Raw genomic sequence first — 25,580 nt, 5'->3', positions numbered from 1 at the left:
CCATGACCGAAACCACCACACGCGCCAACGACAGCGGCACCCCGCTCATCCCGCTGCTGCCCGCCCCCCTCGCCCGGCACGCCGTCACCGCAGGCTCCGCCATCGCCCTCATCGGCACCTTCATGGCCTGGACCTGGACCAGCGACTTCCCCGGCGACCTCACCGTCGACGGCTACCCCGGCGGCCTCCAGCTCCTCACCCTCACCACCGCAGCCCTCACCATCCTCTTCGCCCTCTCCACCTACGGCATCCAAGGACTGCGCTGGCTCACCCCCGCCGGCACCAACGCACCCCTGCGCCTCCTCGCACTCGCCACCCTCGGCACCACCGGCTACACCCTCGGCGCCATCTCCAGCGAACTCGGCGGCATCGTCAACCTCGAACCCGGCGCCTACATCTCCGGCATCGGCGCCCTCATCGCCGCCATCGCCGCCTTCGCCCTCCCCGGCGACACCCCCGGCACCGACACCACCGGCGACAACGCCTGGCAACGCATCCGCCACACCCTCGCCGCACCCAGCCCCCGCACCGCCAAAACCATCCCCGACTGGGCCGGCATCCTCATCATCGTCGCCGCCTTCGCCATCGGCCTCTACGTCTTCGCCTACGGCATCGACACCGCATACACCGAACTGTTCATCGGCTTCCTCATCACCGCCGCGTTCACGTTCGCAGCCCTCACCCAGGCAGGCCTCCTCGCCCGCCTCTCCGCACTCACCGCACAACACCGCACCATCACCCTCAGCGCCGCCTTCGTCGCCGCCATCTGCTTCCCCTTCACCCAGAACAGCGACGAATACGCCCTCATCGGCGCCAACATCCTCATCTTCGCCACCGTCGCCCTCGGCCTCAACGTCGTCGTCGGCCTCGCCGGACTCCTCGACCTCGGCTACGTCGCCTTCCTCGGCGTCGGCGCCTACGCCGCAGCCCTCGTCTCCGGCGCAAGCCAATCCAGCCTCGGCGTCCACTTCCCCTTCTGGGCCGCCATCCTCGTCGGCGCCGGCGCATCCCTCATCTTCGGCGTCCTCATCGGCGCCCCCACCCTGCGGCTGCGCGGCGACTACCTCGCCATCGTCACCCTCGGCTTCGGTGAGATCTTCCGCATCACCATGAACAACCTCAACGGGAACAGCGGACCCAACGTCACCAACGGCTCCCGAGGCATCCCCGCCATCCCCGACATCACCATCTTCGGATACGACCTCGGCGTCCCCCACGACATCGCCGGCTTCACCCTCGGCAAACCCGGCAACTACTACCTCCTGATGCTCGTCATCACCCTCGTAGTCGTCACCGTCTTCCGCCGCAGCGCCGACAGCCGCATCGGCCGCGCCTGGGTCGCCATCCGCGAAGACGAAACCGCCGCCACCGCCATGGGCATCAACGGCTTCCGCGTCAAACTCATCGCCTTCGCACTCGGCGCCACCCTCGCCGGACTCGCCGGCACCGTACAAGGCCACCTCACCAGCACCGTCACCCCCGAGCAGTACCAATTCGCCGGCTCCGTACCCCCCAACTCCGCCTTCCTCCTCGCCGCCGTCATCCTCGGCGGCATGGGAACCATGAGCGGACCCCTCATCGGCGCCTCACTGCTCTACCTCATCCCGGCCAAACTCCAATTCATGCAGGACTACCAGCTCCTCCTCTTCGGAGTCGCCCTCATCGTCCTCATGCGCCTGCGCCCCGAAGGCATCGTCGCCGACCGCAGGAAAAAGCTCGAATTCCACGAAACCGGCCAACTCGACGTACCCGACACCAGCCTCACCGACACACCCGTCGGCGTCACCAAGGCGGGGGCGTGACCAGCATGACCACCACGACCAACACCGTCCTCCACGCCAGCGGCGTCACCATGCGCTTCGGCGGACTCACCGCCGTCCGCAACGTCGACCTCACCGTCAACAGCGGCGAAATCATCGGCCTCATCGGACCCAACGGCGCAGGCAAAACCACCTTCTTCAACTGCCTCACCGGCCTGTACGTCCCCACCGAGGGAAAGGTGACGTACAAAGACACCGTCCTCCCCCCCAAACCCCACCTCGTCACCAAAGCCGGCGTCGCCCGCACCTTCCAGAACATCCGCCTGTTCCCCAACATGACCGTCCTGGAAAACGTCCTCGTCGGCCGACACACCCGCACCAAAGAAGGCCTCTGGTCCGCACTCCTCAGGCTCCCCGGATTCAACAAAGCCGAGAACGCCTCACGCGAACGAGCCATGGAACTCCTGGAGTTCACCGGCCTCGCCGCAAAAGCCGACCACCTCTCCCGCAACCTCCCCTACGGCGAACAACGCAAGCTCGAAATCGCCCGCGCCCTCGCCAGCGAACCCGGACTCCTCCTCCTCGACGAGCCCACCGCCGGCATGAACCCCCAAGAAACCCGCGCCGCCGAAGAACTCATCTTCGCCATCCGCGACCAAGGCATCGCCGTCCTCGTCATCGAGCACGACATGCGCTTCATCATGAACCTCTGCGACCGCGTCTCCGTCCTCGTCCAAGGCGAAAAACTCGTCGAAGGCACCCCCGACATCGTCCAAGCCGACGAACGCGTCATCGCCGCCTACCTCGGCACCCCCTTCGAAGGCGCACCCGGAGACGAAGAAGTCGCCGAAGTAGAAGCCGCAGAATCGGCGCAGAGCACCACCAGCACCGAAGGAGACACCCCGTGACCGCACTCCTCGAAGTCGAGGACCTCCGGGTCGCCTACGGCAAAATCGAAGCCGTCAAAGGCATCTCCTTCAGCGTCGAAGCAGGCCAGGTCGTCACCCTCATCGGCACCAACGGCGCCGGAAAGACCACCACCCTGCGCACCCTCTCCGGCCTCCTCGAACCCCTCGCCGGACAGATCAAATTCGACGGCAAACCACTCAAGAACGTCCCCGCACACAAAATCGTCGCCCTCGGAATGGCCCACTCCCCCGAAGGCCGCCACATCTTCCCCCGCATGACCATCGAGGACAACCTCCGCCTCGGCGCCTACCTCCGCGACGACAAAGCGGGCATCGAAAAAGACATCCAGCGCGCCTACGACCTCTTCCCCATCCTCGGAGAACGCCGCAAACAAGCCGCCGGCACCCTCTCCGGCGGCGAACAACAAATGCTCGCCATGGGCCGCGCCCTCATGTCCCAGCCCAAACTCCTGATGCTGGACGAGCCCTCCATGGGCCTCTCCCCGATCATGATGCAGAAAATCATGGCCACCATCAGCGAACTCAAAGCCCAAGGAACCACCATCCTGCTCGTCGAACAGAACGCCCAAGCCGCGCTCTCCCTCGCCGACCACGGACACGTCATGGAAATCGGCAAAATCGTCCTCTCCGGAACCGGACAGGACCTCCTCCACGACGAATCCGTCCGCAAGGCGTACCTCGGCGAGGACTGAGCTCCGGCGTACGTACGAAAGTGGCCCGCATCCGGGGTGCCGGACGCGGGCCACTCTCGTACTACGTGCGGGGGGCTACTCACCCTTCGCCTTTTGCGAGCGGGGGCTACTGCCCCTTCGCCGCCTTCTTCTCCTCGGCGTCCTCAATAACCGCCTCGGCCACCTGCTGCATCGACATACGCCGATCCATCGACGTCTTCTGAATCCAACGGAACGCCGCCGGCTCCGACAACCCGTACTGCGTCTGCAGCACCGACTTCGCCCGGTCCACCAGCTTCCGCGTCTCCAAACGCTGCGAGAGGTCAGCGACCTCCTGCTCCAACGCCTTCAACTCGGTGAACCGCGACACCGCCATCTCGATCGCCGGGACGACATCGCTCTTGGAGAACGGCTTCACCAGGTACGCCATCGCACCGGCGTCCCTGGCCCGCTCCACGAGGTCACGCTGGCTGAACGCCGTCAGCATCAGCACCGGGGCGATCGACTCCTTGGCGATCAGCTCGGCGGCCGAGATCCCGTCCAGGACGGGCATCTTCACGTCGAGGATGACCAGGTCCGGCTGGTGCTCCCGGGCGAGCTCGACGGCCTTCTGCCCGTCACCGGCCTCGCCCACGACCGCGTAGCCCTCTTCTTCGAGCATCTCTTTGAGGTCGAGGCGGATGAGGGCCTCGTCCTCGGCGATGACGACGCGGGTCGTCAGCGGGGGGACGTGCGTCGCATCGTCGTCGTCTGCGATGGGCTGGGGCGACTCGGGGGCGGTCACGGGGGCTCCTCGGTGCGGGGCAGAATGCTGCTCCCCTGAAGGGTACCTAGCTGCTGGCACAGCGGGTGAGCGGGTAGACTCCCACCAGCAACCTTGCCGGGTTGGCGGAATGGCAGACGCTGATGTCTCAAACACATCTGTCCGAAAGGACGTGCGGGTTCGAATCCCGCACCCGGTACTCCCCGTAAGCGGAGGGTCACGTTCGCGTGAACCTCCGCTTTTTGCTACGCAGAGCAACGCGTAACCACGCAGAGTGCTCGCATGAACCTTCACGGCACAGAGGTGCGACAGAAGGCGGTCACGCTGCTGCGGCAAGGCATGACCAACAGGGCCGTGGCCGAACGTCTGAATGTGCCCCGCGGCACCGTCAGGTGGTGGCGCCACGAGGACCGCCGAAGCCGGGGCGAACCGTACGAGCACCCCACGGACTGCCCGCAATGCACGGGCCGCGATTTCGACCATGTGGCGTACGCCTACTTACTGGGCCTCTACCTCGGTGACGGGCACATCATCTCAAAGCCCAAGCAGCACCACCTGTCCATCTTCTGCAACGCCGCCCAGACCGGCTTGATCGATGCTGCCGAACAGGCGATGCAGTCGGTCATGCCGTTGCCCAGCACCACGAGGAGGCAACGGGAGGGATGCGTAGAGGTCAAGTCCTTTACGAAGCACTGGACTTGCATGTTTCCCCAGCACGGTCCCGGCAAGAAGCACGAGCGGCGCATCGCGCTCGAACCCTGGCAGCAGGACATCGTCGACGCCCACCCCTGGGAATTCATCCGGGGGCTCATCCACTCCGACGGCTGTCGCGCCACCAACTGGGCCACCCGCATCGTCGGCGGCGAGAAGAAACGGTACGAATACCCGCGCTACTGGTTCACCAATGTGTCGGACGACATACGGCAGCTCTACACCGACACGCTCGATCAGCTGGGGATCGAGTGGCGGCACTGCACCCGCCGGGGGAAGCCGTACAACATATCCGTCGCCAGGCGGGACTCAGTCGCATTGATGGACCAGCACATAGGCCCCAAATACTGAGGGGCCCCCTGCAAGGGGTGGGCAAGGGGCCTGTCCCCAGGGTTACTTGGGGCTGTCGTCCTCGCCGATGTGGTGGACGCGGACCAGGTTCGTAGAACCGGGTACGCCCGGCGGGGAGCCCGCCGTGATGACGACCACGTCGCCCTTCTTGCAGCGGCCCACCTTCAGGAGCATCTCGTCGACCTGGGCCACCATCTCGTCGGTGGATTCGACGTGCGGGCCGAGGAACGTCTCCACGCCCCACGTGAGGTTGAGCTGGGAGCGGGTGGCCGGCACGGGGGTGAAGGCGAGGAGCGGGATCGGGGAGCGGTAGCGGGACAGGCGCTTGACGGTGTCGCCGGACTGGGTGAAGGCGACGAGGAATTTCGCGCCGAGGAAGTCGCCCATTTCGGCGGCCGCCCGGGCGACCGCGCCGCCTTGTGTACGGGGCTTGCTGGTTTCGGTCAGTGGGGGCAGGCCCTTGGCCAGTACGTCTTCTTCTGCTGCTTCGACGATGCGGCCCATCGTCTTCACCGTCTCGATGGGGTATTTGCCCACGCTGGTCTCGCCGGAGAGCATCACCGCGTCCGTGCCGTCGATGACGGCGTTGGCGACGTCGCTCGCTTCGGCCCTGGTGGGGCGGGAGTTGTCGATCATTGAGTCGAGCATTTGGGTGGCGACGATGACGGGCTTCGCGTTGCGCTTGGCGAGTTTGATGGCTCGCTTTTGGACGATCGGGACGAGTTCGAGGGGCATTTCTACGCCGAGGTCGCCGCGGGCGACCATGATGCCGTCGAAGGCGGCGACGATGTCGTCGATGTTGTCGACGGCTTGGGGTTTTTCGATTTTGGCGATGACGGGGAGGCGGCGGCCTTCTTCGTCCATGATGCGGTGGACGTCTTCGATGTCGCGGCCGCTGCGGACGAAGGAGAGGGCGATGATGTCGGCTCCGGTGCGCAGGGCCCAGCGGAGGTCGTCCTGGTCTTTTTCGGAGAGGGCGGGTACGGAGACGGCGACTCCGGGGAGGTTGAGGCCTTTGTGGTCGGAGACCATGCCGCCTTCGGTGACGAGGGTGTGGACGCGGGGTCCGTCGACGGCGGTGACTTGGAGGGCGACTTTGCCGTCGTCGACGAGGATGCGTTCGCCGGGGGTGACGTCGGCGGCGAGGCCGGGGTAGGTGGTGCCGCAGAGGTGGCGGTCGCCTTGGGTGTCGGGTTCGACGGTGATGGTGAACTCGTCGCCGCGTTCAAGGAGTACGGGGCCTTCGGTGAAGCGTCCGAGGCGGATCTTCGGGCCTTGAAGGTCGGCGAGGATGCCGACGTTGTGGCCGGTTTCGTCGGAGGCTTTGCGGACGTGTTGGTAGCGCTCTTCGTGGTCGGCGTAGGTGCCGTGGCTGAGGTTGAAGCGGGCTACGTCCATTCCGGCTTCGACCAGGGCTTTGATCTGGTCGTATGTGTTGGTGGCGGGGCCCAGGGTGCAGACGATTTTGGCTCGGCGCATGGTTTGAGCCTAGGGCTTACCGGTGGGTAGAGATTTGGGCGCGGGTTACTGCTCAACAACCTTTGCGTGAAGGGTGGTTGACAAGTGTTGAATTGTGCGCGGGGGCGCTCCGATGAGCATTTTCGGGGCGCCCGGCGTGTGTCCGCGCTCCGGGGGTGTGTTCGGGTGTCAGAGGGTGGGCGGGGTCATGATGAAGCGGGCGTTGACGCGGGCGTGGACGGATTGGCGCTGGGGTTCGAGGTCGAGGGCGGGGGCGGGTTCGGCGGTGCCGGGGGCTGCGGCGCGGAAGGCCATGCCGCCGCCTCCGGGGCGGCCGTAGCCGGCGGTGGGGGTGTCGGCGCCGGGGTCGGAGAGTTCGACGAGGGCGGCGAGGGTGGTGCCGAGGGCGTCGGCGTATTCGCGGGCGCGTAGGACGGCTTGCTGGACGGCTTGGCGGCGTACTTCGCTGTGGGCCGGCGAGTCGTGGCGCAGTGACCACCAGGGGCCGTCGACGCGGGTGAGTTCGAGGTCGGCGAGGCGGGTGGTGAGTTCGCCGAGTGCGGTGAAGTCGGTGAGTTCGGCGGTGATGTGGACGGTTCCGTGGTAGGTGCGTACGCGTTCGCCGCGGCCGTGTTTGGTGAGTTCGGGGGTGAGGGTGAAGGCTCCGGTTTCGAGTTTTTCGATGGCGTCGCCGTAGCTTTTGATGAGGTCGATGACGTGGGTGTTGCGGCGGGTGAGGTCGTCGAGGGTGGCGCGGCGGTCGGGGCCGCGGGTGGTGATGGCGATGTTGATGCGGGCGATTTCGGGGTCGACGTCGAGGTGGGCTTCGCCGTGGACGGCGAGGCGTGGCTGGTCGGGGGTTCCGTAGGGCTGGGTGTCGGTCATGGGGCTCACTGTGGCATCTCGTTCTGTCAGGTGCCGGTCATCAGATCGAAACCTGCGGGGGGTGTTGCGGGTGGTTGCTGTTGCGTCAGAATCCGTGGGTTCTACGCGCGTCGCGGTCTGGTGGGCGATTCGATGGGCCGTCCCTTCGGTCTGCTCAACTTCTACGCGCGTCACACGACTTCAGGGAGATGACCATGCCGCTGAACCGCAGGACGTTCCTGGGCACTACGGCCGCCGCAGGGGCCGGTGTCGCCGTTGCCGGGGGTACGGCGCTGCCCGCCGAGGCCGAGACGCGGGGTCAGGATGTGGCGGCCCACGGGCACGGACGTCCGCCGAAGCGGTACGCGTTCTCTGTGATGGGCACGACGGATCTGCACGGCCATGTCTTCAACTGGGACTACTTCACGGACAAGGAGTACGACGACGCGGCGCACAACGACGTGGGTCTGGCGAAGATCTCGACGTTGGTGGATCAGGTCCGCAAGGAGAAGGGCCGTCACAACACGCTGTTGATCGATGCGGGTGACATCATCCAGGGCACTCAGCTGGCGTACTACTACGCGCGGGTGGAGCCGATCACGGGCTCGGCCGGCAAGCGCGGCCCGAAGCATCCGATGGCGCTCGCGATGAACCACATGCGCTATGACGCGGCGGCGCTCGGCAATCACGAGTTCAATTACGGCATTCCGACGCTGCGGGCGTTCCAGGAGCAGTTGGACTTCCCTCTCCTCGGCGCGAATGCGCTGGATGCGAAGACGTTGAAGCCGGCGTTCCCTCCGTACACGGTGCGGTGTCTGAAGGTGCCGCACGGGCCGGATGTGAAGGTGGGGATCCTGGGTCTGACGAATCCGGGGATCGCGATCTGGGACAAGGCCAATGTGCAGGGGAGGATGACGTTCCCGGGTCTGGTGGAGCAGGCGAGGATCTATGTGCCGAAGTTGCGGGCGCTGGGTTGTGACGTGGTGATCTGTACGGATCACTCCGGTCTGGACGGCAGCACGTCGTACGGGGATGCGTTGCCGTATCCGGAGAACGCGTCGTCGTTGGTGGCGGAGCAGGTGCCGGGTATTGACGCGATTCTGGTGGGTCACACGCACAAGGAGGTGGCGTCGCGGACGGTGGTGAACAAGGAGACCGGTAGGTCCGTGGTGCTGTCCGAGCCGTACATGTGGGGTATGCGGCTGAGTGTCTTCGATTTTGCGCTGGAGTTCTCGAAGGGTCGCTGGCATGTGACGTCGGTGACGGCGGAGGTGCGGAACGCGAACGCGGTGGCCGAGGATCCGGTGGTGTCGAGGCTGGTGAAGGCTGAGCACGACAAGGTCGTGGCGTATGTGAACCAGGTGGTGGGCACCAATGGTGCGGAGATGCGGTCGGCGGAGGCTCCGTACAAGGATGTGCCGATCATTGACCTGATCAATCACATTCAGGCGGAGACGGTGAAGGCGGCGCTGGCGTCGACCGAGTACAAGTCGCTGCCCGTGCTGTCGCAGGCTGCGTGCTTCTCGCGGTCGGCGGTGATTCCGGCCGGCAAGGTGACGATCAGGGATGTGGCGGGTCTGTATGTGTACGAGAACACGCTGGAGGCGCGGCTTCTGACGGGTGCTCAGGTGCGGGCGTATCTGGAGTTCTCGGCGAACTACTACGTGCAGACGACGGGCCCGGTGGATCCTGCGAAGATCACGAACGCGAACAGTACGCCGGACTACAACTACGACGTGGTGAGTGGCGTGTCGTACGAGGTGGACATCGCGAAGCCGGCCGGTTCGCGGATTTCGAAGGTGATGTTCGGCGGGAAGCCATTGGACGACAAGGCGCAGTTCGTGCTTGCGGTGAACAATTACCGGGCCAATGGTGGCGGTAATTTCCCGGGGGTGGCCACCGCCAAGCAGCTGTGGGCGAACTCCGACGAGATCCGTAACACGATGATCGCGTGGGTGAAGGCGAAGGGTGTCATCGATCAGGCGGAGTTCGCTCACGTGGACTGGAAGCTGACGCAGAACGGTGTTGCCGTGTTCTGAGCCGTCGGCTCGTTGTGTGTCACCGCTGTTCGACGAGCGGTACCAGGCCCCCTGGCTGTTGTGCCGGGCGGGCCTGGTTCTTTTCGCCGAGGCCGAAGGTGGTGAATGAGGTGCGGGTGGGCAGGGGGTAGGGCTCTTTGCCGGTGAGGGAGTTGAGAATGACGGCGCTGCGCCAGGCGGCGAGGCCGAGGTCGGGGGTGCCGACGCCGTGGGTGTGTTTTTCGGCGTTCTGGACGTAGACGTCTCCGGTGACGGAGGCGTCGAGGAGGAGCCTGAAATCTTCGTCGATGCGGGGGCGTTGGGCGCTGTCGTAGCGCATGTAGGGGTCGAGTCCGGCGAGCAGCTGGGCGAGGGGGCGTTCGCGGTAGCCGGTGGCGAGGACGACGGCGTCGGTGGTGAGGCGGTCGCGTACGCCTTGCTGGGTGTGTTCGAGGTGGAGTTCGACCTTGGTGGTGGAGACGCGTCCCGCGGTGCGTACCGAGACGCCGGGGGTCATGGTGACGTCGGGCCAGCCGCCGTGCTGGGTGCGGCGGTAGAGCTCGTCGTGGATGGCGGCCATGGTGTCGGCGTCGATGCCTTTGTGGAGTTGCCATTGGCGGGGCAGGAGCTGGTCGCGTACGGCTTCGGGCAGGGCGTGGAAGTAGCGGGTGTAGTCGGGGGTGAAGTGTTCGAGGCCGAGCTTGGAGTACTCCATGGGTGCGAATGCTTCGGTGCGGGCGAGCCAGGTGATTTTTTCGGCGCCGACGGGGCGGCTGCGCAGGAGGTCGAGGAAGACTTCGGCGCCTGACTGGCCGGATCCGATGACGGTGATGTGGCCGGCGGCGAGGAGTCGTTCGCGGTGGTCGAGGTAGTGGGCGGAGTGGATGACGGGGACGGTGGGGGCGTCGGCGAGGGGTTTGAGGGGTTCGGGGATGTGGGGTTCGGTGCCGACGCCGACGACGAGGTGGTGGGCGTAGGTGCGGCCGAGAGCTTCCGCTTCGCCGTGGATGTCGAGGTGGGTGTAGTCGATTTCGAAGAGGGCGCGTTCGGGGTTCCAGCGGACGGCGTCGATCTGGTGGGAGAAGTGGAGGTCGGTGAGGTTTTCGCTGACCCAGCGGCAGTAGGCGTCGTATTCGGTGCGCTGGATGTGGAATTTTTCGGCCAGGTAGAACGGGAAGAGCCGTTCGCGGTGCTTGAGGTAATTGAGGAAGGACCAGGGGCTGGCGGGGTCGACGAGGGTCACGAGGTCGGCGAGGAAGGGGACTTGGAGGGTGGCGCCTTCGATGAGGAGGCCGGGGTGCCAGTGGAAGGCGTGGCGTTGTTCGTAGAAGGCGGTGTCGAGTCCGCCGGGTACGCCGTGGGCGAGGGCGGCGAGGGAGAGGTTGAAGGGTCCGATGCCGATGCCGACGAGGTCGCGGGGGTGTTCTGTGGGGGGTTGGGGGGTCATCGGGGGGTGCCTTCCGTGCGGGTACTGAGGGTGGTTTCGAGGAGGGTGTGCAGGTCGTGGGGGGTGAGGTGGGGGTTGAGGAGGGTGGCTTTGAGCCAGAGGCGGCCGTCGGCGCGGGCGCGGCCGAGGACGGCGGTGCCGTCGGTGAGCAGGGTGCGGCGGAGGTGGGCGACGGTGCCGTCGGTGGCGTTGCGGGGGCGGAAGAGGACGGTGGTGAGGGCGGGGTGTTCGTAGAGCTCCAACTGGGGGTGCTGGTCGATGAGTTGGGCGAGTTCGCGGGCGCTGGCGTGGACGTGGTCGATGAGGTGGGCGAGGCCGTCGCGGCCGAGGGCTCGTAGGGTGACGGCGATTTTGAGGACGTCGGGGCGGCGGGTGGTGTGCAGGGAGCGGCCGAGGAGGTCGGGGAGGCCCGCGTCGGTGTCGTCGTCGGCGTTGAGGTAGTCGGCGGTGTGGCCGAGGGGGGTGAGGTGGTGGGGGTCGGCGACGGCGAGGAGGCCGGCGGCGACGGGTTGCCAGCCGAGTTTGTGCAGGTCGAGGGTGACGGTGTGGGCGCGTTCGATGCCTGCGAGCCGGTTGCGGTGCCGGTCGCTGAAGAGGAGGGGGCCGCCGTAGGCGGCGTCCACGTGGAGGGGCGCGTGGTGGGTGGCGCACAGGTCGGCGATGGCGGGCAGGGGGTCGATGGCGCCGGTGTCGGTGGTGCCGGCGGTGGCGACGACGAGGAGGGGGTGGTGGAGGTCGGTGAGGGCGTCGTCGAGGGCGGCGAGGTCGGTGGTGCCGGTGGGGGCGGGTACGACGACGGGTTCGGGCAGGCCGAGGAGCCAGGCGGCGCGGTGGACGGAGTGGTGGGTGTGGCCGCCGCACACGACTTGGACGGGGCCGTGGTGTTCGCGGGCGAGGAGGAGGGCGAGCTGGTTGGATTCGGTGCCGCCGGTGGTGATGAGGGCGTCGCCGTCCGGCCAGATTTCCTGGCCGAGGGTGCGGGTGAGGAGTGCTTCGAGTGCGGAGGCGGCGGGGGCCTGGTCCCAGGAGTCCATGGACGGGTTGAGGGCCGATGCGGCGAGGTCGGCGGCCGTCGCGAGGGCGAGGGGCGGGGTGTGGAGGTGGGCGGCGCAGTGGGGTTCGGCGGGGTCGGCGGCGCCTTCGGCGAGGGTGCGGACGAGGGTGGTGAGGGCTTCTTCGGCGCCGGTGCCGCGGGTGGGGAGGATGTCGTGGGCGGCGTCGTGGACGCGCCGGGCGACGGCTTCGGGGCCGCCCGGGGGCAGCGGGCCGCCCCGTGTCTTCGCCCCTTGGTGGAGGGCGTCGAGTACGACGTCGAGGAGGGGGCGCAGGGCCGCGGGCCCTGCGGTGCCTCCGGCGAGGGGCGGGCTGTGCATGGGGTTCCTTCGGGTGTGCGAGCAGCGGCTTGCACCAGCGTGTCCCGCGTCTGCTGGTGAGGCCGCTGCTCGCGACGATCTCTACCCGAAAGTGGTATTGCCTTGCGGTGGGGGCGAGTTGGGGTGGCCGATTGCTGCTATGGCCCGCTCGGGCCGCCCCTGGGCTCGCCCCCCTTGGTTCAGCTGCGTACGGTCAGGGCGCGGCGCAGGTCGTCGACCTGGTCGGCGAGTTTGCGGCGCAGGGCGGGCAGGAGGTCGGTCCGGTCGAGGCAGGTTTCGCCGAGGTGTACGGCGTCGGCGTCGACGACGGGTGCGGGGAAGGCGTAGCGGCCGGCGGCTTCGGCGATGGCGGGGCCGCGGCGGGCGGCGAGGGGGACGGCGTCCTGGTAGTAGCGGGTGACGTAGGGCTGGAGGATGTCGGCCTGTTCGGGTTGCCAGAAGCCTTGGGCGGTGGCGGTGAACAGGTAGTTGGACAGGGTGTCGCTCTGGAACATGGCGGTCCAGGCGGCTTCCTTGGCGGTGGGGGTGGGCAGGGCTGCGCGGCAGCGGGCGGCGCCTTCTTCGCCGGTGGCGCTGGGGTCGGCGGCGAGGGCGGCGGCGATTTCCTTGTCGTCGGTGGCGCCGAGGACGGCGAGGCGGGTGAGGATGCGCCAGCACAGTTCGGGGTCGAGTTCGGGGCCGCCGGGGACGCTGCCTTCCTCCAGCCAGCCGCGGATGGTGTCGGGCTGGGCCGCGGCGTCGATGAAGTGGCGTACGGCGGTGAGGCGCAGGCCGGGGTTGCTGCCGTCCTCGGTGTGGCGCATGAGGGCGCGGGTGAGGTCGGTGAGGAGGGCGAGGGCGGCGGGGCGGTCGGCCGGGGCGAGGTAGCGGTCGGTGATCTGGGTGGCGGCGAAGGCGAGGACGCCCTGGACGACGGCGAGGTCGGCTTCTTCGGCGAGGTGGGCGCGGGCGGTCTCCAGGTAGGCGGTGGGCGGGAGTTCGCCGTCGCGGACCATGTCGCGCAGGGTGTTCCACAGGACGGCGCGGGTGAGTGCGTCGGGTACGCCGGCCAGGGAGCGCAGGGCGGTTTCGGCGGAGGTGTCGTCCAGGCGGACCTTGGCGTAGGTGAGGTCCTGGTCGTTGAGGACGAGGAGGGCGGGGCGCCGGCCGGGGCGTGCGGTGGCGGCTTCGCCTTGGGGTACGTCGATGTCGAAGCGTTCGCGCAGGATCAGGTGGCGGCCGTCGTTGATGTCGCGGTCGTAGGCGCCGACGGTGAGGCGGTGGGGGCGCTCGCCGTGCTGGGTGACGGTGAGGTGCCAGTTGCCGTCGGCTTCGGTGACGGTGGGGGTGAGGGTGTCGACTCCGGTGGTGCCGAGCCACTGCCGGGCCCAGGCGTGGACGTCGCGGTCGGTGGTGGAGGCGAGGGAGTCGATGAAGTCGGCGAGGCTGGCGTTGGCGAACTTGTGCCGCTCGAAGTGGGTGTTGATGCCGGCGAGGAAGTCCTTTTCGCCGAGCCAGGCGACGAGTTGGCGCAGCGCCGAGGCGCCCTTGGCGTAGGAGATGCCGTCGAAGTTGAGCATCGCGGATGCGGTGTCGGGGACGGCGTCGGGTGCGGGGGCGACGGGGTGGGTGGTGGGCCGCTGGTCGGCGTCGTAGCCCCAGGCCTTGCGGGCGATGCCGAAGTCGACCCATGTGTCGGTGCCCCTCCACCTGGGGGGACACCCCCCAGACCCCCCGTGGGTCACTTCGTTGAGGGTCTGGTAGCCCATGTATTCGGCGAAGGACTCGTTCAGCCAGATGTCGTCCCACCATTGGAGGGTGACGAGGTCGCCGAACCACATGTGGGCCATTTCGTGGGCGATCACCATGGCGCGGGTCTGGCGTTCGGTGTCGGTGACGGCGGAGCGGTAGACGAATTCGTCGCGGAAGGTGACGAGTCCGGGGTTCTCCATGGCGCCGGCGTTGAATTCGGGGACGAAGGCCTGGTCGTAGGAGTCGAAGGGGTAGGGCTCGTCGAACTTCTCGTGGTAGCGGTCGTAGCACTGCCGGGTGATCTCGAAGAGTTCGTCGGCGTCGGCGTCGAGGTGGGGGGCGAGTGAGCGGCGGCAGTGCAGGCCGAAGGGCAGGCCTGCGTGTTCGGTGGTCACCGAGTGCCAGGGGCCGGCGGCGAGCGCCACGAGGTAGGTGGAGATGAGGGGGGTGGTGGCGGCTTTCCAGCGGCCGTCGGCCTGCTGCTCGGTGATGCCGTTGGCGAGGACTGTCCAGCCGTCGGGGGCTGTGACGGTGAGGTCGAAGGCGGCCTTCAGGTCGGGCTGGTCGAAGGCGGCGAAGACGCGCTGGACGTCTTCCATGAAGAGCTGGGTGTAGGTGTAGGTCTCGCCGTCGGCGGGGTCGGTGAAGCGGTGCAGGCCTTCGCCGGTGTGGGAGTAGTTCATGACGGCGTCGACGTGCAGTTCGTGGGGGCCCGCGGTGAGGTGGGTCAGGGCGATCCGGTTCCCGGTGAGGGTTTCGGGGTCCAGGGGCTGCCCGTCGAGGGTGACGGAGCGCAGGGTGGCGGGCTTGAGCTCGACGAAGGTGTCCCCGGCGGTGCGTGCGGTGAAGTGGATGGCGGTGCGGGACTCGAAGGTGTCCTCGCCGCCGGTGGTCAGATCGAGTTCGATGCGGTACCGCTGTACGTCGAGGAACTGGGCTCGGGTCTGCGCTTCGTCGCGCGTCAGTACGGACATGGGGCCCATGCTGCCTGAATCGGACGGGTGAGCACAGGGGCGGTGGGGCTCGGGCTGTCAGCCGGGCGGGGCGAGGCCGAGGAGGTCGGTCACGGCGTCAGGCGCCAGGAGACTGCACGGGGAGGTCTCGTTCGGCGGCTGCCGCAGCGAGCCTCTTGTCATAGGTGACGAAGGCGGTCAGGGCCTGTTCGAGGTGTTCGGCGCAGGCCAGGTGGATCGCATCCAGGCTGCGGAGGTGCCGTTGCGGGAACTGGCCGGCGGCGCGCAGGATCTGGTCGGTGAGGCGGATGCGCAGCACCCGGTCCAGCATCTCCTCGGCGGCATCGCCCAGTTCGGGGTCGGCCCCGGCCCGCACCAGGGTACGGGCGACCTCGGTCTGGGTGAGTGCGGAGGTCACGTGTCCCTCTGCGGCCCCGGCGGTCAAGAAGGTGCGCAGCGCTGGTGTCTCCGCTTCCGGGAGCAGAAGTCTGAGCAGCGCGCACGAGTCGAGGTAGATCATCGCTCTTCCTCTTCGCGCAGGGAGCGCAGTACTTCGGAGAGCCGGGCGGGCTGCCCTGGCCGGGCGGGGAGGGGTTGCCAGTCGGCGAGGCCGCGGGCCGAGGCCGCGTTGTCCGGGTCCACGGTGCCGGTGCGCACGAGGTCCTCCATGACCCGTTGTTCCGGGTTCGGCGGGCCGAGGACCGCGATGAGCCGGCCGTTGCGGGTGATCTCCACTCGCTCACCGGATGCGACTCTGTCGATCAGTTCGCTGGCGTGCTGTTGGAGCTGGCGAATGGGGACTCTGGCAGTCATGGTTCCACGCTAGCTCCAAACGTGCGTCACCCCCCGGATCGTGCGTCGCTTTCGCTCGTACGAAGTACGCGAGACGGCGGGGGCCGCTGCGCTCGGCCGGGCGGGAGCGGGCCGCTGCCGGTCAGACGGACTTGGCGATGGTCTCGTGGTGCCGGATGACCTCGGCGATGATGAAGTTCAGGAGTTTCTCGGCGAAGGCCGGGTCGAGCTTGGCGTTCTCGGCGAGGCGGCGCAGCCGGGCGATCTGTTCGGATTCGCGCGAGGGGTCGGCCGGGGGGAGTTTGTGTTCGGCCTTGAGGTGGCCGACCTGCTGGGTGCATTTGAAGCGCTCGGCCAGCATGTGCACGACAGCCGCGTCGATGTTGTCGATGCTGTCGCGGAGCCGGGACAGCTCGGCCTGCACGGAGGGGTCGATCGTGGTCATGGTCATCGAGCTTACGTGGCGTGGCCCGCGATCGTCGGCGGATGTTCAGGATCCGGGATCCGGTGGCTCCAGCCGCCGGGGACGGACCGGCCCTGCTGCTCGCGGAAGCGTACGGGTGCGATGCCGACGCGGCGGGTGAACAGGCGGGAGAAGTAGGCGGGGTCGTCGTAGCCGACACGGCGGGCGACGGCCGCGACCGGCAGTTCCGTGGCGGCGAGGAGCTCTTTGGCGCGGCCGAGGCGGATGCCGAGGAGGTAGTCCTTGGGGCTGCAGCCGGCGGCCCGGCGGACGGCGGTGCGCAGTTCGGCGGGGGTCATGCCGTGCCGGGAGGCGTGTTCGGCCACCGACAACGGCTGGAACGCGTCGCGGGCCAGGGCGTCGAGGACGGGGTCGCCGTCGGGGGCGACGTCGGCGCGGGCGCGGCGCAGCGCGACGAGCAGTTCGTGGACGGCGGCGGCGGTCTCGACCTCCAGGAGCGGGTTGCCGCGGCGGGCGGCTCTGGCGATGCGGCCGACGGCGGCGCGGGCGCCCACGGTGTCGCTGAGCGGTACGACGGGCCGGTCGGGCTCGATGTAGCCGAGTTCGGTGTAGGTGGTGGTGGCGGGCCCGGTGAAGTCGACGAAGGACTCGTCCCAGCCGGTGGCGGGGTCGGGCCCGTAGTGGTGGGGCACGCCGGGGGTGAGCCAGATCAGGGCGGGTGCGGTGACGGGGATGCGGCGGCCGTCGGCGCCGCGGAACCAGCCGCCGCCGGCACCGATGACGACGGCGACGTGGTGATCGAGGGTGCGGGGCCCGACGGTGGGCAGCGTGCCGTGCTGGAGTCCCACCCCGAGGCAGACCAGGCCGAGCCGGTGGTGGGCCGGACTCGGGGTGAAATAGCGCATCCAGGTGTGATACATGCCGGTTTCCGCTTCCTCCCGGGTCCCCCTTGCGTCCAATCAGCGCCGATCTTTGTCCATGGACCACCGCCACGCCAGGGGCAAGAGTGGCCGGGCGTAGTGATCGAGAGAGATGGGCGGGCCGGCCGGTGGGCGACTTCACCGTGGGGGACGAGGACTTTCTGCTCGACGGGCGGCCGATGCGCCTCCTTTCGGGCGCGCTGCACTATTTCCGGGTGCACGAGGCGCAGTGGGGCCACCGGCTCGCGATGCTGCGGGCGATGGGCCTGAACTGCGTGGAGACGTATGTGCCGTGGAACCTGCACGAGCCGCATCCGGGCCGGTACGAGGATGTGGGGGCGCTGGGCCGCTTCCTGGACGCGGCACACGAGGCGGGCCTGTGGGCGATCGTCCGCCCCGGTCCCTACATCTGCGCCGAGTGGGAGAACGGGGGCCTCCCCCACTGGCTGACGGGCCCGCTAGGGCGCCGGGTACGGACGGACGACTCCGCATATCTGGCCCAGGTGAACCGCTGGTTCCGCACGCTGCTCCCCCAGGTCGCCGAGCGCCAGATCGACCGGGGCGGGCCGGTGCTCATGGTGCAGGTGGAGAACGAGTACGGCAGCTACGGCAGCGACCATGGCTATCTGCGCCACCTCGCGGACCTGCTGCACGAGTGCGGCGTCACCGTGCCGCTGTTCACCTCCGACGGCCCCGAGGACCACATGCTGACGGGCGGCTCCCTGCCGGGCGTCCTGGCCACCGCGAACTTCGGCACCGGCGCGCGTGAGGCCTTCAGGACCCTGCGCCGACACCAGCCCACAGGCCCCCTGATGTGCATGGAGTTCTGGTGCGGCTGGTTCGACCACTGGGGCGCGGACCATGTGGTGCGGGACGCGGCGGACGCGGCGGCGACCCTGCGGGAGATCCTGGAGTGCGGGGCGTCGGTGAACATCTACATGGCACACGGCGGCACCAACTTCGCGGGCTGGTCGGGCGCGAACCGGGCGGGCGAACTGCACGTGGGCGCGCTGGAGCCGACGGCGACGTCGTACGACTACGACGCGCCGATCGACGAGGCGGGCCGGCCGACGGAAAAGTTCTGGCGGTTCAGGGAAGTACTGGCGGCGTACGCGGATGACCCGTTGCCCGAACTACCGCCGGAACCAGTGGAGTTGACGGAGTCGACGACGGTCGACGTGAGCGAGTGGGCACCCTTGAACGACGTTCTCGACGCCCTGGGCGGGGAGGAGAGCGAGGGCCCGGTCCCGCCGACGTTCGAGGAACTGGATGTGGACCGGGGCCTTGTCCGCTATCGCGTGGACGTCCCCGGGCCTCGGCAGCCGTATCCGCTGGGTGTGCTCGGGCTGCGCGATGTGGCGACGGTGTACGTGGACGGGGTACGGGCCGGGGTCCTGGACACCGAGGACGCGACGCTGGCGGATCCCGTGCCGGGGGGCGCGGAGGTCGAGCTGTGGGTGGAGTCGCTCGGCCGGGTCAACTACGGGCCGCGCAGCGGGGAGCCGAAGGGGATCACGGGCGGGGTGCTGCATGAGCGGCAGTACCTGCACGGGGTGCGGGCGCGGGGGCTCCGCCTGGATGCCTTCGCCTCGTCGGAGGCGGTGTCGAAGGTGCCGTTCCGTATGCCGCCGGGGGCGGGGGCGACGGGCCTGTACCGGGGCGGGGTCGGCCTGCGGCCGGGGGTGCCCGGGGAGTCGTTCGCGTGGCTCCGGCTCCCTGGCTGGGGGCGGGGGTTCGTGTGGGTGAACGGGTTCTGTCTGGGGCGGTACTGGGGGGTTGGGCCGGGGGTGGCGCTGTATGTGCCGGGGGTGGTGTTGCGGGCGGGGGCGAACGAGGTGTGGGTGCTGGAGCTGGAGGGGGCGGGTGGGGCTGTGACGCTGGGATCATTCCCCACCCCGCCTCTTCCCGCTGCGACACTCAGCGGCTCCGCCGCGGGCCTCCGGGGGTGAGCCCGCCTTCTCCGGGTGGGCCCAGGACGGGGTGTGCGCGGGGCGCGGCGTGACGGGGTAGTCGGGGAGATCAGCCCCGCTGGGCGGCCAGGGAGAGAAGCTCTCCTGGTGGGTGTGGGGGTGGGTCTCGGTACTGCGGTTGCCACTCATGCGCTCATGCTCCCGCGTTTTCCCGATCCCTTGCGGGTGGTTTGGGTAGGGGGCCGGCATGCTGCGGGCCGCGCGGGCTGGTCGCGCAGTTCCCCGCGCCCCTGGCGGGGTTCGGTGCGGGCCCCTTGATCCGCCCGGGCGGCAGACCTCTGCCCCGTCCGGCCGCGGACCGTACGTGGTTGCTCGCGCCCCCAAGTTCTCGGCTTCTCCCCCAAGGCCTAAAGGGCCAGGGGGGACCCCCATGAACAGGGGGGACCCCCATCGCGGCGGAGCCGCACATGTCACTGCCCCGCGCCCCCAGCAGGGCTGATGCTGGCCGGCACCGGCATCTTCAGCCTGTCATGGGGTCCCCCCCTGGCCCTTAAGGCCTTGGGGGAGTTTGAGGACGAGCGCCCTTCAGGCGCGAACGGGGTCTGGGGCGGAGCCCCAGGAGTCCAGCTCAGCACACCCACAACCCCCGGAGGCCACGCGGCGGAGCCGCAGAGTGTCACAGCGGGGAGGGGCGGGGTGGGGCAGCCCCGGGGTCTGGGGCGGAGCCCCAGCGCACCCCGCCCCCCTTCGCCACGCGGCGGGGGCTAGACCTCCCTCGCTTCGAACGCGTCCAGCGCCACCTCCGCCACCCCGTCGTCCCCCACCTTCCTGAGGCCGACCCAGGCCACCCCCACCGCCGGCGCGGTGAACTCGTACGTGAACAGGGTGGGTTCGAGGGCCACCGGAAGCGCGACCCGGGTCAGCTCGCGCGCGGCCGGCTCGTCCACCCCCGTGACCCACGCGTACTGCCCCGCCTTCTCGTTCTCGTACCGGAACGACACCCGGTACCGCCGCCCCGGCAGGAAGCGGACCGTATGGTCCACCGTCCGGTAGACCAGCCCCTCGTTCTCCCCCCGCGACTTCAGCGACTCCGTGCCGTCGACCACGTCGTCGACCGCCTTGCCGTTCCAGCCGCGCCGGGTGAACGGCGCGTGCCGCTGCGCGATGTGGGTGCGCGGGTCCGTGGAGCCTCCCGCGTCGCCCTTCACGAAGACGCCCCAGCCGGACGGCACGTTCTGGAAGTCCTCGTAGGCGAGGATGCCCGGACGGGCGGTCGGCTCCGCACGTACCACCCGTACGTTGTCGAAGCGGACCCTCGCCGCTCCCCGTTCGGCGCGCAGCATCAGGGTCACCGGGCCACCGCCCGCCGGGACCGTGAACGGGACGGACATGCGCTGGAAGCGGGTGCCGTGCTTGCGGTCGGCGGCCACGTAGTTGCCCGCGGTGGACGCGTCGGTCCAGTTGGTGGCGGTGATCCCGTCGGCCGTGCGGATGCCGAGTGCCGCCCGGCGCCGCTCTCCCGGCTTCTCGCCCACCTCGACCTGTACGGACGCGGAGTACGTGCCCGGCGCGAGGCGGGCCAGGCGCTGGCTCACCGCCGCCGCGCCCCCTGCGGGCAGCACCAGTTCGTAGTCGCCGAGCGGGCTGAGGACCACCTTCGCCGCGCCGGTCACCTGCCAGCCGTCAAGGCTGCCGGAGTTGAACCCGGGATCGTGCACGGGGGTGAACTGACCCCAGGCCTGGTCCCCTTGGGCTCGCGCCCGCTCCCGGTACACCACGTACGGCCGGCCCGCCGCCACGTCCGCGATCGTGACCTCGCCCGCCCGGACCGGGAGGTCGCCGACGTGCGCCCGGCCCTGGTCGGTCAGCCGGTACAGGGACACCTCGCGCACACCCGACCAGCCGCGCGGCAGGCGCCAACTGCTCGTTCCGCCGCGCGGGTTGTAGTGGTAGAGCTTCGCGGGATCGGTGGCGTTGCGGGGTTCCCACGGCAGGAGGTAGGTGCCGGCGTCGTACACGAGGCGGCCGTCGGTGGTGATGCGGCGTGCGCCCGTCGCGTCGGAGACGGAGGTGCGGGTGGGTCCGGCGAAGGTGATCTCGTGGTCGGTCCAGCGCTCGATGGGGTGGGCCTGGAGGTATTTGGCGGGCAGCGACTCGGTCCAGATCAGGTCGTAGAACGTCTTCCAGTCGGTCTTGCCGGTCCAGCCCTCGAAGTTGCCCATGTGGGCGTGGCCGAGCAGGGTGGGCCACTTGTTGGCGAAGACGTCCTTCTGGTGGTGCCGGATGAAGCGGATGAGCTGGGAGTTGATGCCGCGCGAGGTGTCGGGGCCGTAGTCCGTCTCGTTCGCCCAGTGCGACCACAGGGAGGAGCGTTCCAGGCCGTGGCCCCATTCGGAGGCGACGAGCCAGCCCTGGTCGCGCAGGGCACGCTGGAGGCGGTCGGAGGTCCAGCCGGATTCGCGGAACACGTCGAGGTAGAGCGAATTCAGTGCACGGTCGGTGTCGTGGCGCAGGTCGGCGAAGCGCTTGATGATGTCGCCGGAGACGAGGTCGCGGCGCTGGTCGATGCGGTAGGACTGGTCGAGCCAGTCCCACTGCCGGTTGGTCTTGTCGACGAGGGCCTCGGAGAAGGCGTTGGCGACGGGGTAGGACTCGGTGGCGTTGACGTGGACGGCGAAGTCGCTGTTCCACTTCTTGCCCTCGCGTACCAGGGAGTTGAGGTCGGCGAGGCCGCCCGCGCGTTTGTTGTAGTTGCCCGCGTAGTCGGGGTGGGCGGAGTCGTGGCCCTCCGACTGGTAGCCCTTGAGCAGGGTGTACTGGCGCAGCCCGTCGGTGGCGAGCGAGATCCGCTTGACGTTGTCGAGGGTGGCCAGGAACGGGTTGGTGGCCTGGGAGGCGAAGTTGAAGGGGATGTGCGCGACGACGCGGAGGTGCTGGTCGTCGGCGCCGAGCGGCGTGACCATGATGTCTCGGAACGCGATGGCGGCGTCCTGCCAGTCGACGACGCCGTCGCCGCCCCGGTCGCCGGTGATGACGACGGTGGCGTACGGCAGGGGCTCGGTGGCGCCGGTCGGCGCGGTCGCGGCGCGGTGGGTCCACTGGCCCGGCACGAGCTGCGCCTTGACGTAGCCGTCCTTCTTGAGGGTCTGGCGCCACAGCCGGCCGTTCTCCCAGGTGGCTCCGGGGGTGGTGGCGGGATTGTCGTAGACGGTGTTGGTCTCGATGGCGCCGCCGAGCGCGTGGTGGGCGAGGACCGCGTAGGCGCAGCCGGTGGCCCCCGCGTCGGGGGCGGTGGTGGCGGTGGGCGTGACGAGGGTGTCGCCGCTCTTGGCCTTGTCCAACTGGAGCTGTGCGGCGAGGAGTTGGGCCCCGGGCTGGTCGCTGCGTACGGAGAGCAGGGCGAGGCCGGGGATCTGGAGGGTGCCGACGCGCAGGGCGGCGGTGTCGTCGATGCGGGTGACCCTCCAGTCGACGCGGTGGCCGGTGACGCGGATCTCCACGGCGATCTCGGTTCCGCCGTCGAAGGCGAGGGTGTAGGCGATGCGGTCCCGGCCGGGGCGTGCGGTCACCTTGGGGGTGTGTGCGGCGCCGTCGACGAGGACGTCGGTGACGGGGTCCTCCTGGCCGTGCAGCACGGCGCCGGTGGCGCGGTCGGTGTACGACACGATGCGCGGGAACGCGGTGTCGACGCGGACGTCGAGTGCGGCGGAGCGCACCACCGTCTCCCCCGCCGCGCCTGCTGCGGCGAGCGCCGTCGAGGGGATGCCCAGGGCGGCTCCGGCGCCTGCCAGGGCGGTGGCCGCGACCACTGTCCTCCGCTTCGGCCCGTGCTGTTCGGCGTTCACGCTCGCTCCTTCTCGTGGCGGCTTCCGGTGCGGGCCACGATGTGCCGCATGGTGCGGGTGCGCCCATGGACAAAGGAGTGGGACGTGTTGGACTAACGGGTTCCGGTGGCGGGTGGGAGGGGGCCCGCGCTGTCCGGTTGGCGTTTACCAGCCGCCGGGGTGGCGGGCGGGCGACCACATGGAATGGCAAAAAGGATCTGCCGCTGGTCTATGCCAATGGATGAATCGCCTGTTGCCCGTGGCGCTCGCCAGCGAATTGCGGAAACCGCGCTGTCCGAAAAGCGCGCCGGGCGGCCGGGTACCTCTTAGTTCTTTTCGGACAGACTCTCCGGAACGGTCCGGCTACCGAATGTGAGCCCCTACTGTTGTTCCTGCGAAGCGCTGGTCATGATCGAAAGCGAGCGCGCGGCGGGCCGTCGCGCACTTGGCCGAATGGGGGCTCGGCCGAATGGTCGTGGAGTTCTTCGCCTTCGGGGAGCAAGAGGGGCGGGACGCCGATGGTGCGGGTGAAACGGAACAGCATGAATGCGGGCGTTGCCCGGTGCGCCGGGCTGTGGCACGGAGTTCAGGACCGCCGTACTGGCAGGTATCGCAGAGCGGGGACATCGGGTCGGGCCGGGCTCTTTCCTACGAGCCTCTTCACTACGAGCCCGCTCGCGACGAACAGGTGCCGACGCGGCCCCATTCCACGGAACCCGGACGAGGGCGGCCCGTGCCGCCGACCATGACGAACAAATGAACTTCCGGTCCCGTGAGGGTTCATAAGAAATTCACCGGGATGTCGGCAGCTTCTCGTTGACACGTGGCTGCCCGCATGGAGCGGCCCGGACGGCATTTCTTTCCTGCGGTTGTACCGATCATTCTTTCCCCTTCCGCGCCATGGCGGACGCGCGCCCGCCCAAACCCTGCGGGCCGTTCCATGCCCAGAGCCGCGGCTGCGCCTCGATCAGGTGCGCCGGGCCCTTTCCCCGGACCTTTCCCGCTGGCCTCGGCAGCCTCTGGACATCGCCATGCCCGGACGCGCCACATTCTTCAGAGGAGATCCCGTGACGGATTACCGGTCGGAGAACCCTTTCGGTGTGCGGCCCGACGGAACGGAGCCGTTCCCCACCCAGGCGGGGCTCACGTCCTCGCCGCCTCATGCGACAGGAACGCTCGAAAGCGGCTTATTACTGGAGGCGTTCGACGCCCAGCTCTTCCGTGAACAGTCCGAGACGGTCGTCGCCAAGCTGGAGAAACACCTCGCCGACCTCTCGATCAGGGGGCTCGACCTGACCGACCCCGCGATCCTCGTCGACGCGGCCAGGGCCCTGATGACCACGGAACGCGAACAGATCGCGGCGTTCGACGAGAACAGGCTCGCCGCGATCGTCGACCTGTACATCAAGACCGGAATCCAGGTGCATTCGCCCGGATACATGGGGCGCCAGTTCTCGGGGGTCGTGCCGCTGTCCGGGGTCATCGACTTCGTGAGCTCGGTCGTCAACCAGCCGTCCTCGTTCTACGAGGCCGCCCAACTCCCCAATGTGGCCGAGAAGATCATGGCCGAGGAGCTGAACGCCTTCATCGGCTGGGATCCGGGCAGCTTCGCCATGGTGACCACCTCCGGTGGGTCGCTGGCCAACCTCACCGCGCTGCTCTCGGCCCGCAACCGGGCCTTCCCCGGCTACTGGTCCGAGGGCGGTTCGGGCCTGACGGGGCAGCTCAGGCCCGCCATCGCGGTCGGTGACGACGTCCACTACAGCGTGGCGCGGGCGGCCGGGGTGATGGGCATCGGCGACGCCCAGATCGTGCGGCTCCCGCTGAACGAGCGGCACCAGATCTGTGTGGAGCGGGCGCGTCCGGTCCTGGACGCGGCCGAGCGGCGCGGCCTGAAGGTGTTCTGCCTGGTCGCCTCGGCCGGCACCACGCCGGTCGGCGCCTTCGACCCGCTGGACGAACTCGCCGGCCTGGCCCGCGAGCGCGACCTGTGGCTGCACGTCGACGGCGCGCACGGCGCGAGCCTGCTGGTGTCGGACGAACTGCGGCACAAACTGCGGGGAATCGAGAAGGTGGATTCCCTGACGTGGGACGCGCACAAAATGATGTTCACGCCCGCGCCGTGCACGCTGCTTTTCTACCGGAACAGGGAGAAGAGCCTCGGTGCGTTCCGCCAGCAGGCGAGTTACGTGTTCGACGAGGAGCCGGACATCTACACCGCGCTCGACAGCGGCGAGAAGAACTTCGAATGCACCAAGCGTCCGATGATCATGCCGCTGTGGACGCTGTGGGCGATCCATGGAAGGGCCCTGTTCGCCCAGAAGATCGAGTACCTGTGCCGTCTGACGGGCGACGTCCACCGAATACTGGAGGGTGAGCCGGACTTCGAGACGCTGCACCGGCCCGAGGCCAATATCCTCTGCTTCCGCTATCGCCCGCCCGGGCTGCGGGACGAGGACGTGCACGACTTCCAGGTGGAGATCAGGAACCGGATCAAATTCGAGGGCAACTTCTTCATCTCCAAGGTGAACGTGGGTGAAGTCGCCGCCCTGCGCGTGGTCATGATGAACCATCAGGTCACTTCCGAGCACTTCCGCATGCTGCTCGGCGAAATCCGGCGGGTCGGCCAGGACCTGCTCCGCCAGACGCACCACTCCCGGTGAGGACCACCGACAAAAAGG

At 68.8% G+C, this 25,580-nt stretch carries 18 protein-coding genes and 1 tRNA gene; 8 read left to right on the top strand and 11 right to left on the bottom strand.

The features are described from left to right. Nucleotides 1–2 precede the first annotated feature (2 nt). From ACSHXC_RS29090 to ACSHXC_RS29080, 3 genes are read left to right on the top strand one after another with little or no spacing between them, the layout of a single operon-like run. Entirely contained in the window at nt 3–1,802 is a 1,800-nt protein-coding gene (locus ACSHXC_RS29090) for a branched-chain amino acid ABC transporter permease (protein WP_438294416.1), read from the top strand. 5 nt (nt 1,803–1,807) lie between these two features. Further along, nucleotides 1,808–2,668 carry an ABC transporter ATP-binding protein gene (locus ACSHXC_RS29085; RefSeq protein ID WP_438296881.1) on the top strand — a complete coding sequence of 287 codons (861 nt, stop codon included), beginning with the start codon at nt 1,808–1,810 and terminating at the stop codon, nt 2,666–2,668. After that, nucleotides 2,665–3,381 (top strand): ABC transporter ATP-binding protein, encoded by a 717-nt coding sequence (locus ACSHXC_RS29080; RefSeq protein ID WP_399485268.1) that lies wholly within the window; start codon nt 2,665–2,667, stop codon nt 3,379–3,381. The genes ACSHXC_RS29085 and ACSHXC_RS29080 overlap by 4 nt, the downstream gene beginning before the upstream one ends. A gap of 106 nt (nt 3,382–3,487) precedes the next feature. Here the strand turns inward: ACSHXC_RS29080 and ACSHXC_RS29075 are convergent, their stop codons facing one another. Further along, nucleotides 3,488–4,144: an ANTAR domain-containing response regulator gene (locus ACSHXC_RS29075; protein WP_114035816.1), complete on the bottom strand. Its 657-nt coding sequence runs from the start codon at nt 4,142–4,144 to the stop codon at nt 3,488–3,490. A 95-nt stretch (nt 4,145–4,239) separates the two neighbouring features. Here ACSHXC_RS29075 and ACSHXC_RS29070 point away from each other — a divergent pair. After that, nucleotides 4,240–4,322, top strand: a tRNA-Leu gene (locus ACSHXC_RS29070). A gap of 83 nt (nt 4,323–4,405) precedes the next feature. Continuing rightward, the gene (locus ACSHXC_RS29065) at nt 4,406–5,185 is read left to right on the top strand and encodes a helix-turn-helix domain-containing protein (protein ID WP_438294415.1); all 780 of its coding nucleotides are present in this window, start codon (nt 4,406–4,408) and stop codon (nt 5,183–5,185) included. Nucleotides 5,186–5,227: 42 nt separating this feature from the next. Here ACSHXC_RS29065 and pyk read toward each other — a convergent pair whose 3' ends face one another. Beyond that, nucleotides 5,228–6,664 (bottom strand): pyruvate kinase, encoded by a 1,437-nt coding sequence (gene pyk / locus ACSHXC_RS29060; protein WP_438294414.1) that lies wholly within the window; start codon nt 6,662–6,664, stop codon nt 5,228–5,230. 168 nt (nt 6,665–6,832) lie between these two features. Then, entirely contained in the window at nt 6,833–7,528 is a 696-nt protein-coding gene (locus tag ACSHXC_RS29055) for an SIMPL domain-containing protein (protein WP_438294413.1), read from the bottom strand. 194 nt (nt 7,529–7,722) lie between these two features. Here ACSHXC_RS29055 and ACSHXC_RS29050 point away from each other — a divergent pair, with 194 nt between their 5' ends. Further along, nucleotides 7,723–9,546: a bifunctional metallophosphatase/5'-nucleotidase gene (locus ACSHXC_RS29050; protein WP_438294412.1), complete on the top strand. Its 1,824-nt coding sequence runs from the start codon at nt 7,723–7,725 to the stop codon at nt 9,544–9,546. 19 nt (nt 9,547–9,565) lie between these two features. On the opposite strand, the gene ACSHXC_RS29045 is transcribed toward ACSHXC_RS29050, so the two are convergent. The 7 genes from ACSHXC_RS29045 to ACSHXC_RS29015 form a co-directional block, all read right to left on the bottom strand. Beyond that, complete coding sequence (locus tag ACSHXC_RS29045; protein ID WP_438294411.1) at nt 9,566–10,972, bottom strand: lysine N(6)-hydroxylase/L-ornithine N(5)-oxygenase family protein; 1,407 nt, start codon at nt 10,970–10,972, stop codon at nt 9,566–9,568. Then, nucleotides 10,969–12,345 carry a pyridoxal phosphate-dependent decarboxylase family protein gene (locus tag ACSHXC_RS29040; protein ID WP_438294410.1) on the bottom strand — a complete coding sequence of 459 codons (1,377 nt, stop codon included), beginning with the start codon at nt 12,343–12,345 and terminating at the stop codon, nt 10,969–10,971. The genes ACSHXC_RS29045 and ACSHXC_RS29040 overlap by 4 nt, the downstream gene beginning before the upstream one ends. Before the next feature lie 179 nt (nt 12,346–12,524). Further along, a complete protein-coding gene (pepN, locus tag ACSHXC_RS29035) occupies nt 12,525–15,050 on the bottom strand; it encodes an aminopeptidase N (RefSeq protein WP_438294409.1) in 2,526 nt (841 codons plus the stop codon). A 97-nt stretch (nt 15,051–15,147) separates the two neighbouring features. Beyond that, nucleotides 15,148–15,549, bottom strand: a complete 402-nt coding sequence (locus ACSHXC_RS29030; RefSeq protein WP_438294408.1) for a type II toxin-antitoxin system VapC family toxin — start codon at nt 15,547–15,549, stop codon at nt 15,148–15,150. Beyond that, nucleotides 15,546–15,842, bottom strand: coding sequence for a type II toxin-antitoxin system Phd/YefM family antitoxin (locus ACSHXC_RS29025; RefSeq protein WP_438294407.1), 297 nt, complete (start codon nt 15,840–15,842; stop codon nt 15,546–15,548). The genes ACSHXC_RS29030 and ACSHXC_RS29025 overlap by 4 nt, the downstream gene beginning before the upstream one ends. Nucleotides 15,843–15,963: 121 nt before the next feature. Next, the gene (locus tag ACSHXC_RS29020) at nt 15,964–16,272 is read right to left on the bottom strand and encodes a chorismate mutase (RefSeq protein ID WP_438294406.1); all 309 of its coding nucleotides are present in this window, start codon (nt 16,270–16,272) and stop codon (nt 15,964–15,966) included. Between the two features lie 5 nt (nt 16,273–16,277). Next, on the bottom strand, nt 16,278–17,165 hold the full coding sequence (locus ACSHXC_RS29015) for a helix-turn-helix domain-containing protein (protein WP_438294405.1): 888 nt from the start codon (nt 17,163–17,165) through the stop codon (nt 16,278–16,280). A 128-nt stretch (nt 17,166–17,293) separates the two neighbouring features. Here ACSHXC_RS29015 and ACSHXC_RS29010 point away from each other — a divergent pair, with 128 nt between their 5' ends. Beyond that, the gene (locus ACSHXC_RS29010; RefSeq protein ID WP_438294404.1) at nt 17,294–19,114 is read left to right on the top strand and encodes a glycoside hydrolase family 35 protein; all 1,821 of its coding nucleotides are present in this window, start codon (nt 17,294–17,296) and stop codon (nt 19,112–19,114) included. Between the two features lie 725 nt (nt 19,115–19,839). Here the strand turns inward: ACSHXC_RS29010 and ACSHXC_RS29005 are convergent. After that, complete coding sequence (locus ACSHXC_RS29005; RefSeq protein ID WP_438294403.1) at nt 19,840–22,920, bottom strand: endo-alpha-N-acetylgalactosaminidase family protein; 3,081 nt, start codon at nt 22,918–22,920, stop codon at nt 19,840–19,842. 1,046 nt (nt 22,921–23,966) lie between these two features. Between ACSHXC_RS29005 and ACSHXC_RS29000 the strand changes: the two genes are divergently transcribed. After that, nucleotides 23,967–25,562: a pyridoxal phosphate-dependent decarboxylase family protein gene (locus ACSHXC_RS29000; protein WP_438294402.1), complete on the top strand. Its 1,596-nt coding sequence runs from the start codon at nt 23,967–23,969 to the stop codon at nt 25,560–25,562. The last annotated feature ends 18 nt before the right edge of the window (nt 25,563–25,580 follow it).

The organism is Streptomyces sp. HUAS TT7 (assembly GCF_051550175.1).
Taxonomy (GTDB): Bacteria; Actinomycetota; Actinomycetes; order Streptomycetales; family Streptomycetaceae; genus Streptomyces.
The sequence above is the reverse complement of the archived record's forward strand: the minus strand, read 5'-3'. Positions and strand labels throughout refer to the sequence as shown.

Excerpts from the sequence above, each read along its gene's own strand:
- ACSHXC_RS29090 (WP_438294416.1), top strand. The coding sequence starts at position 3 with ATGACCGAAACCACCACACGCGCCAACGACAGCGGCACCCCGCTCATC.
- ACSHXC_RS29085 (WP_438296881.1), top strand. The coding sequence starts at position 1,808 with ATGACCACCACGACCAACACCGTCCTCCACGCCAGCGGCGTCACCATG.
- ACSHXC_RS29065 (WP_438294415.1), top strand. The coding sequence starts at position 4,406 with ATGAACCTTCACGGCACAGAGGTGCGACAGAAGGCGGTCACGCTGCTG.
- pyk (WP_438294414.1), bottom strand. The coding sequence starts at position 6,664 with ATGCGCCGAGCCAAAATCGTCTGCACCCTGGGCCCCGCCACCAACACA.
- ACSHXC_RS29055 (WP_438294413.1), bottom strand. The coding sequence starts at position 7,528 with ATGACCGACACCCAGCCCTACGGAACCCCCGACCAGCCACGCCTCGCC.
- ACSHXC_RS29050 (WP_438294412.1), top strand. The coding sequence starts at position 7,723 with ATGCCGCTGAACCGCAGGACGTTCCTGGGCACTACGGCCGCCGCAGGG.
- ACSHXC_RS29045 (WP_438294411.1), bottom strand. The coding sequence starts at position 10,972 with ATGACCCCCCAACCCCCCACAGAACACCCCCGCGACCTCGTCGGCATC.
- ACSHXC_RS29040 (WP_438294410.1), bottom strand. The coding sequence starts at position 12,345 with ATGCACAGCCCGCCCCTCGCCGGAGGCACCGCAGGGCCCGCGGCCCTG.
- pepN (WP_438294409.1), bottom strand. The coding sequence starts at position 15,050 with ATGTCCGTACTGACGCGCGACGAAGCGCAGACCCGAGCCCAGTTCCTC.
- ACSHXC_RS29030 (WP_438294408.1), bottom strand. The coding sequence starts at position 15,549 with ATGATCTACCTCGACTCGTGCGCGCTGCTCAGACTTCTGCTCCCGGAA.
- ACSHXC_RS29025 (WP_438294407.1), bottom strand. The coding sequence starts at position 15,842 with ATGACTGCCAGAGTCCCCATTCGCCAGCTCCAACAGCACGCCAGCGAA.
- ACSHXC_RS29020 (WP_438294406.1), bottom strand. The coding sequence starts at position 16,272 with ATGACCATGACCACGATCGACCCCTCCGTGCAGGCCGAGCTGTCCCGG.
- ACSHXC_RS29015 (WP_438294405.1), bottom strand. The coding sequence starts at position 17,165 with ATGTATCACACCTGGATGCGCTATTTCACCCCGAGTCCGGCCCACCAC.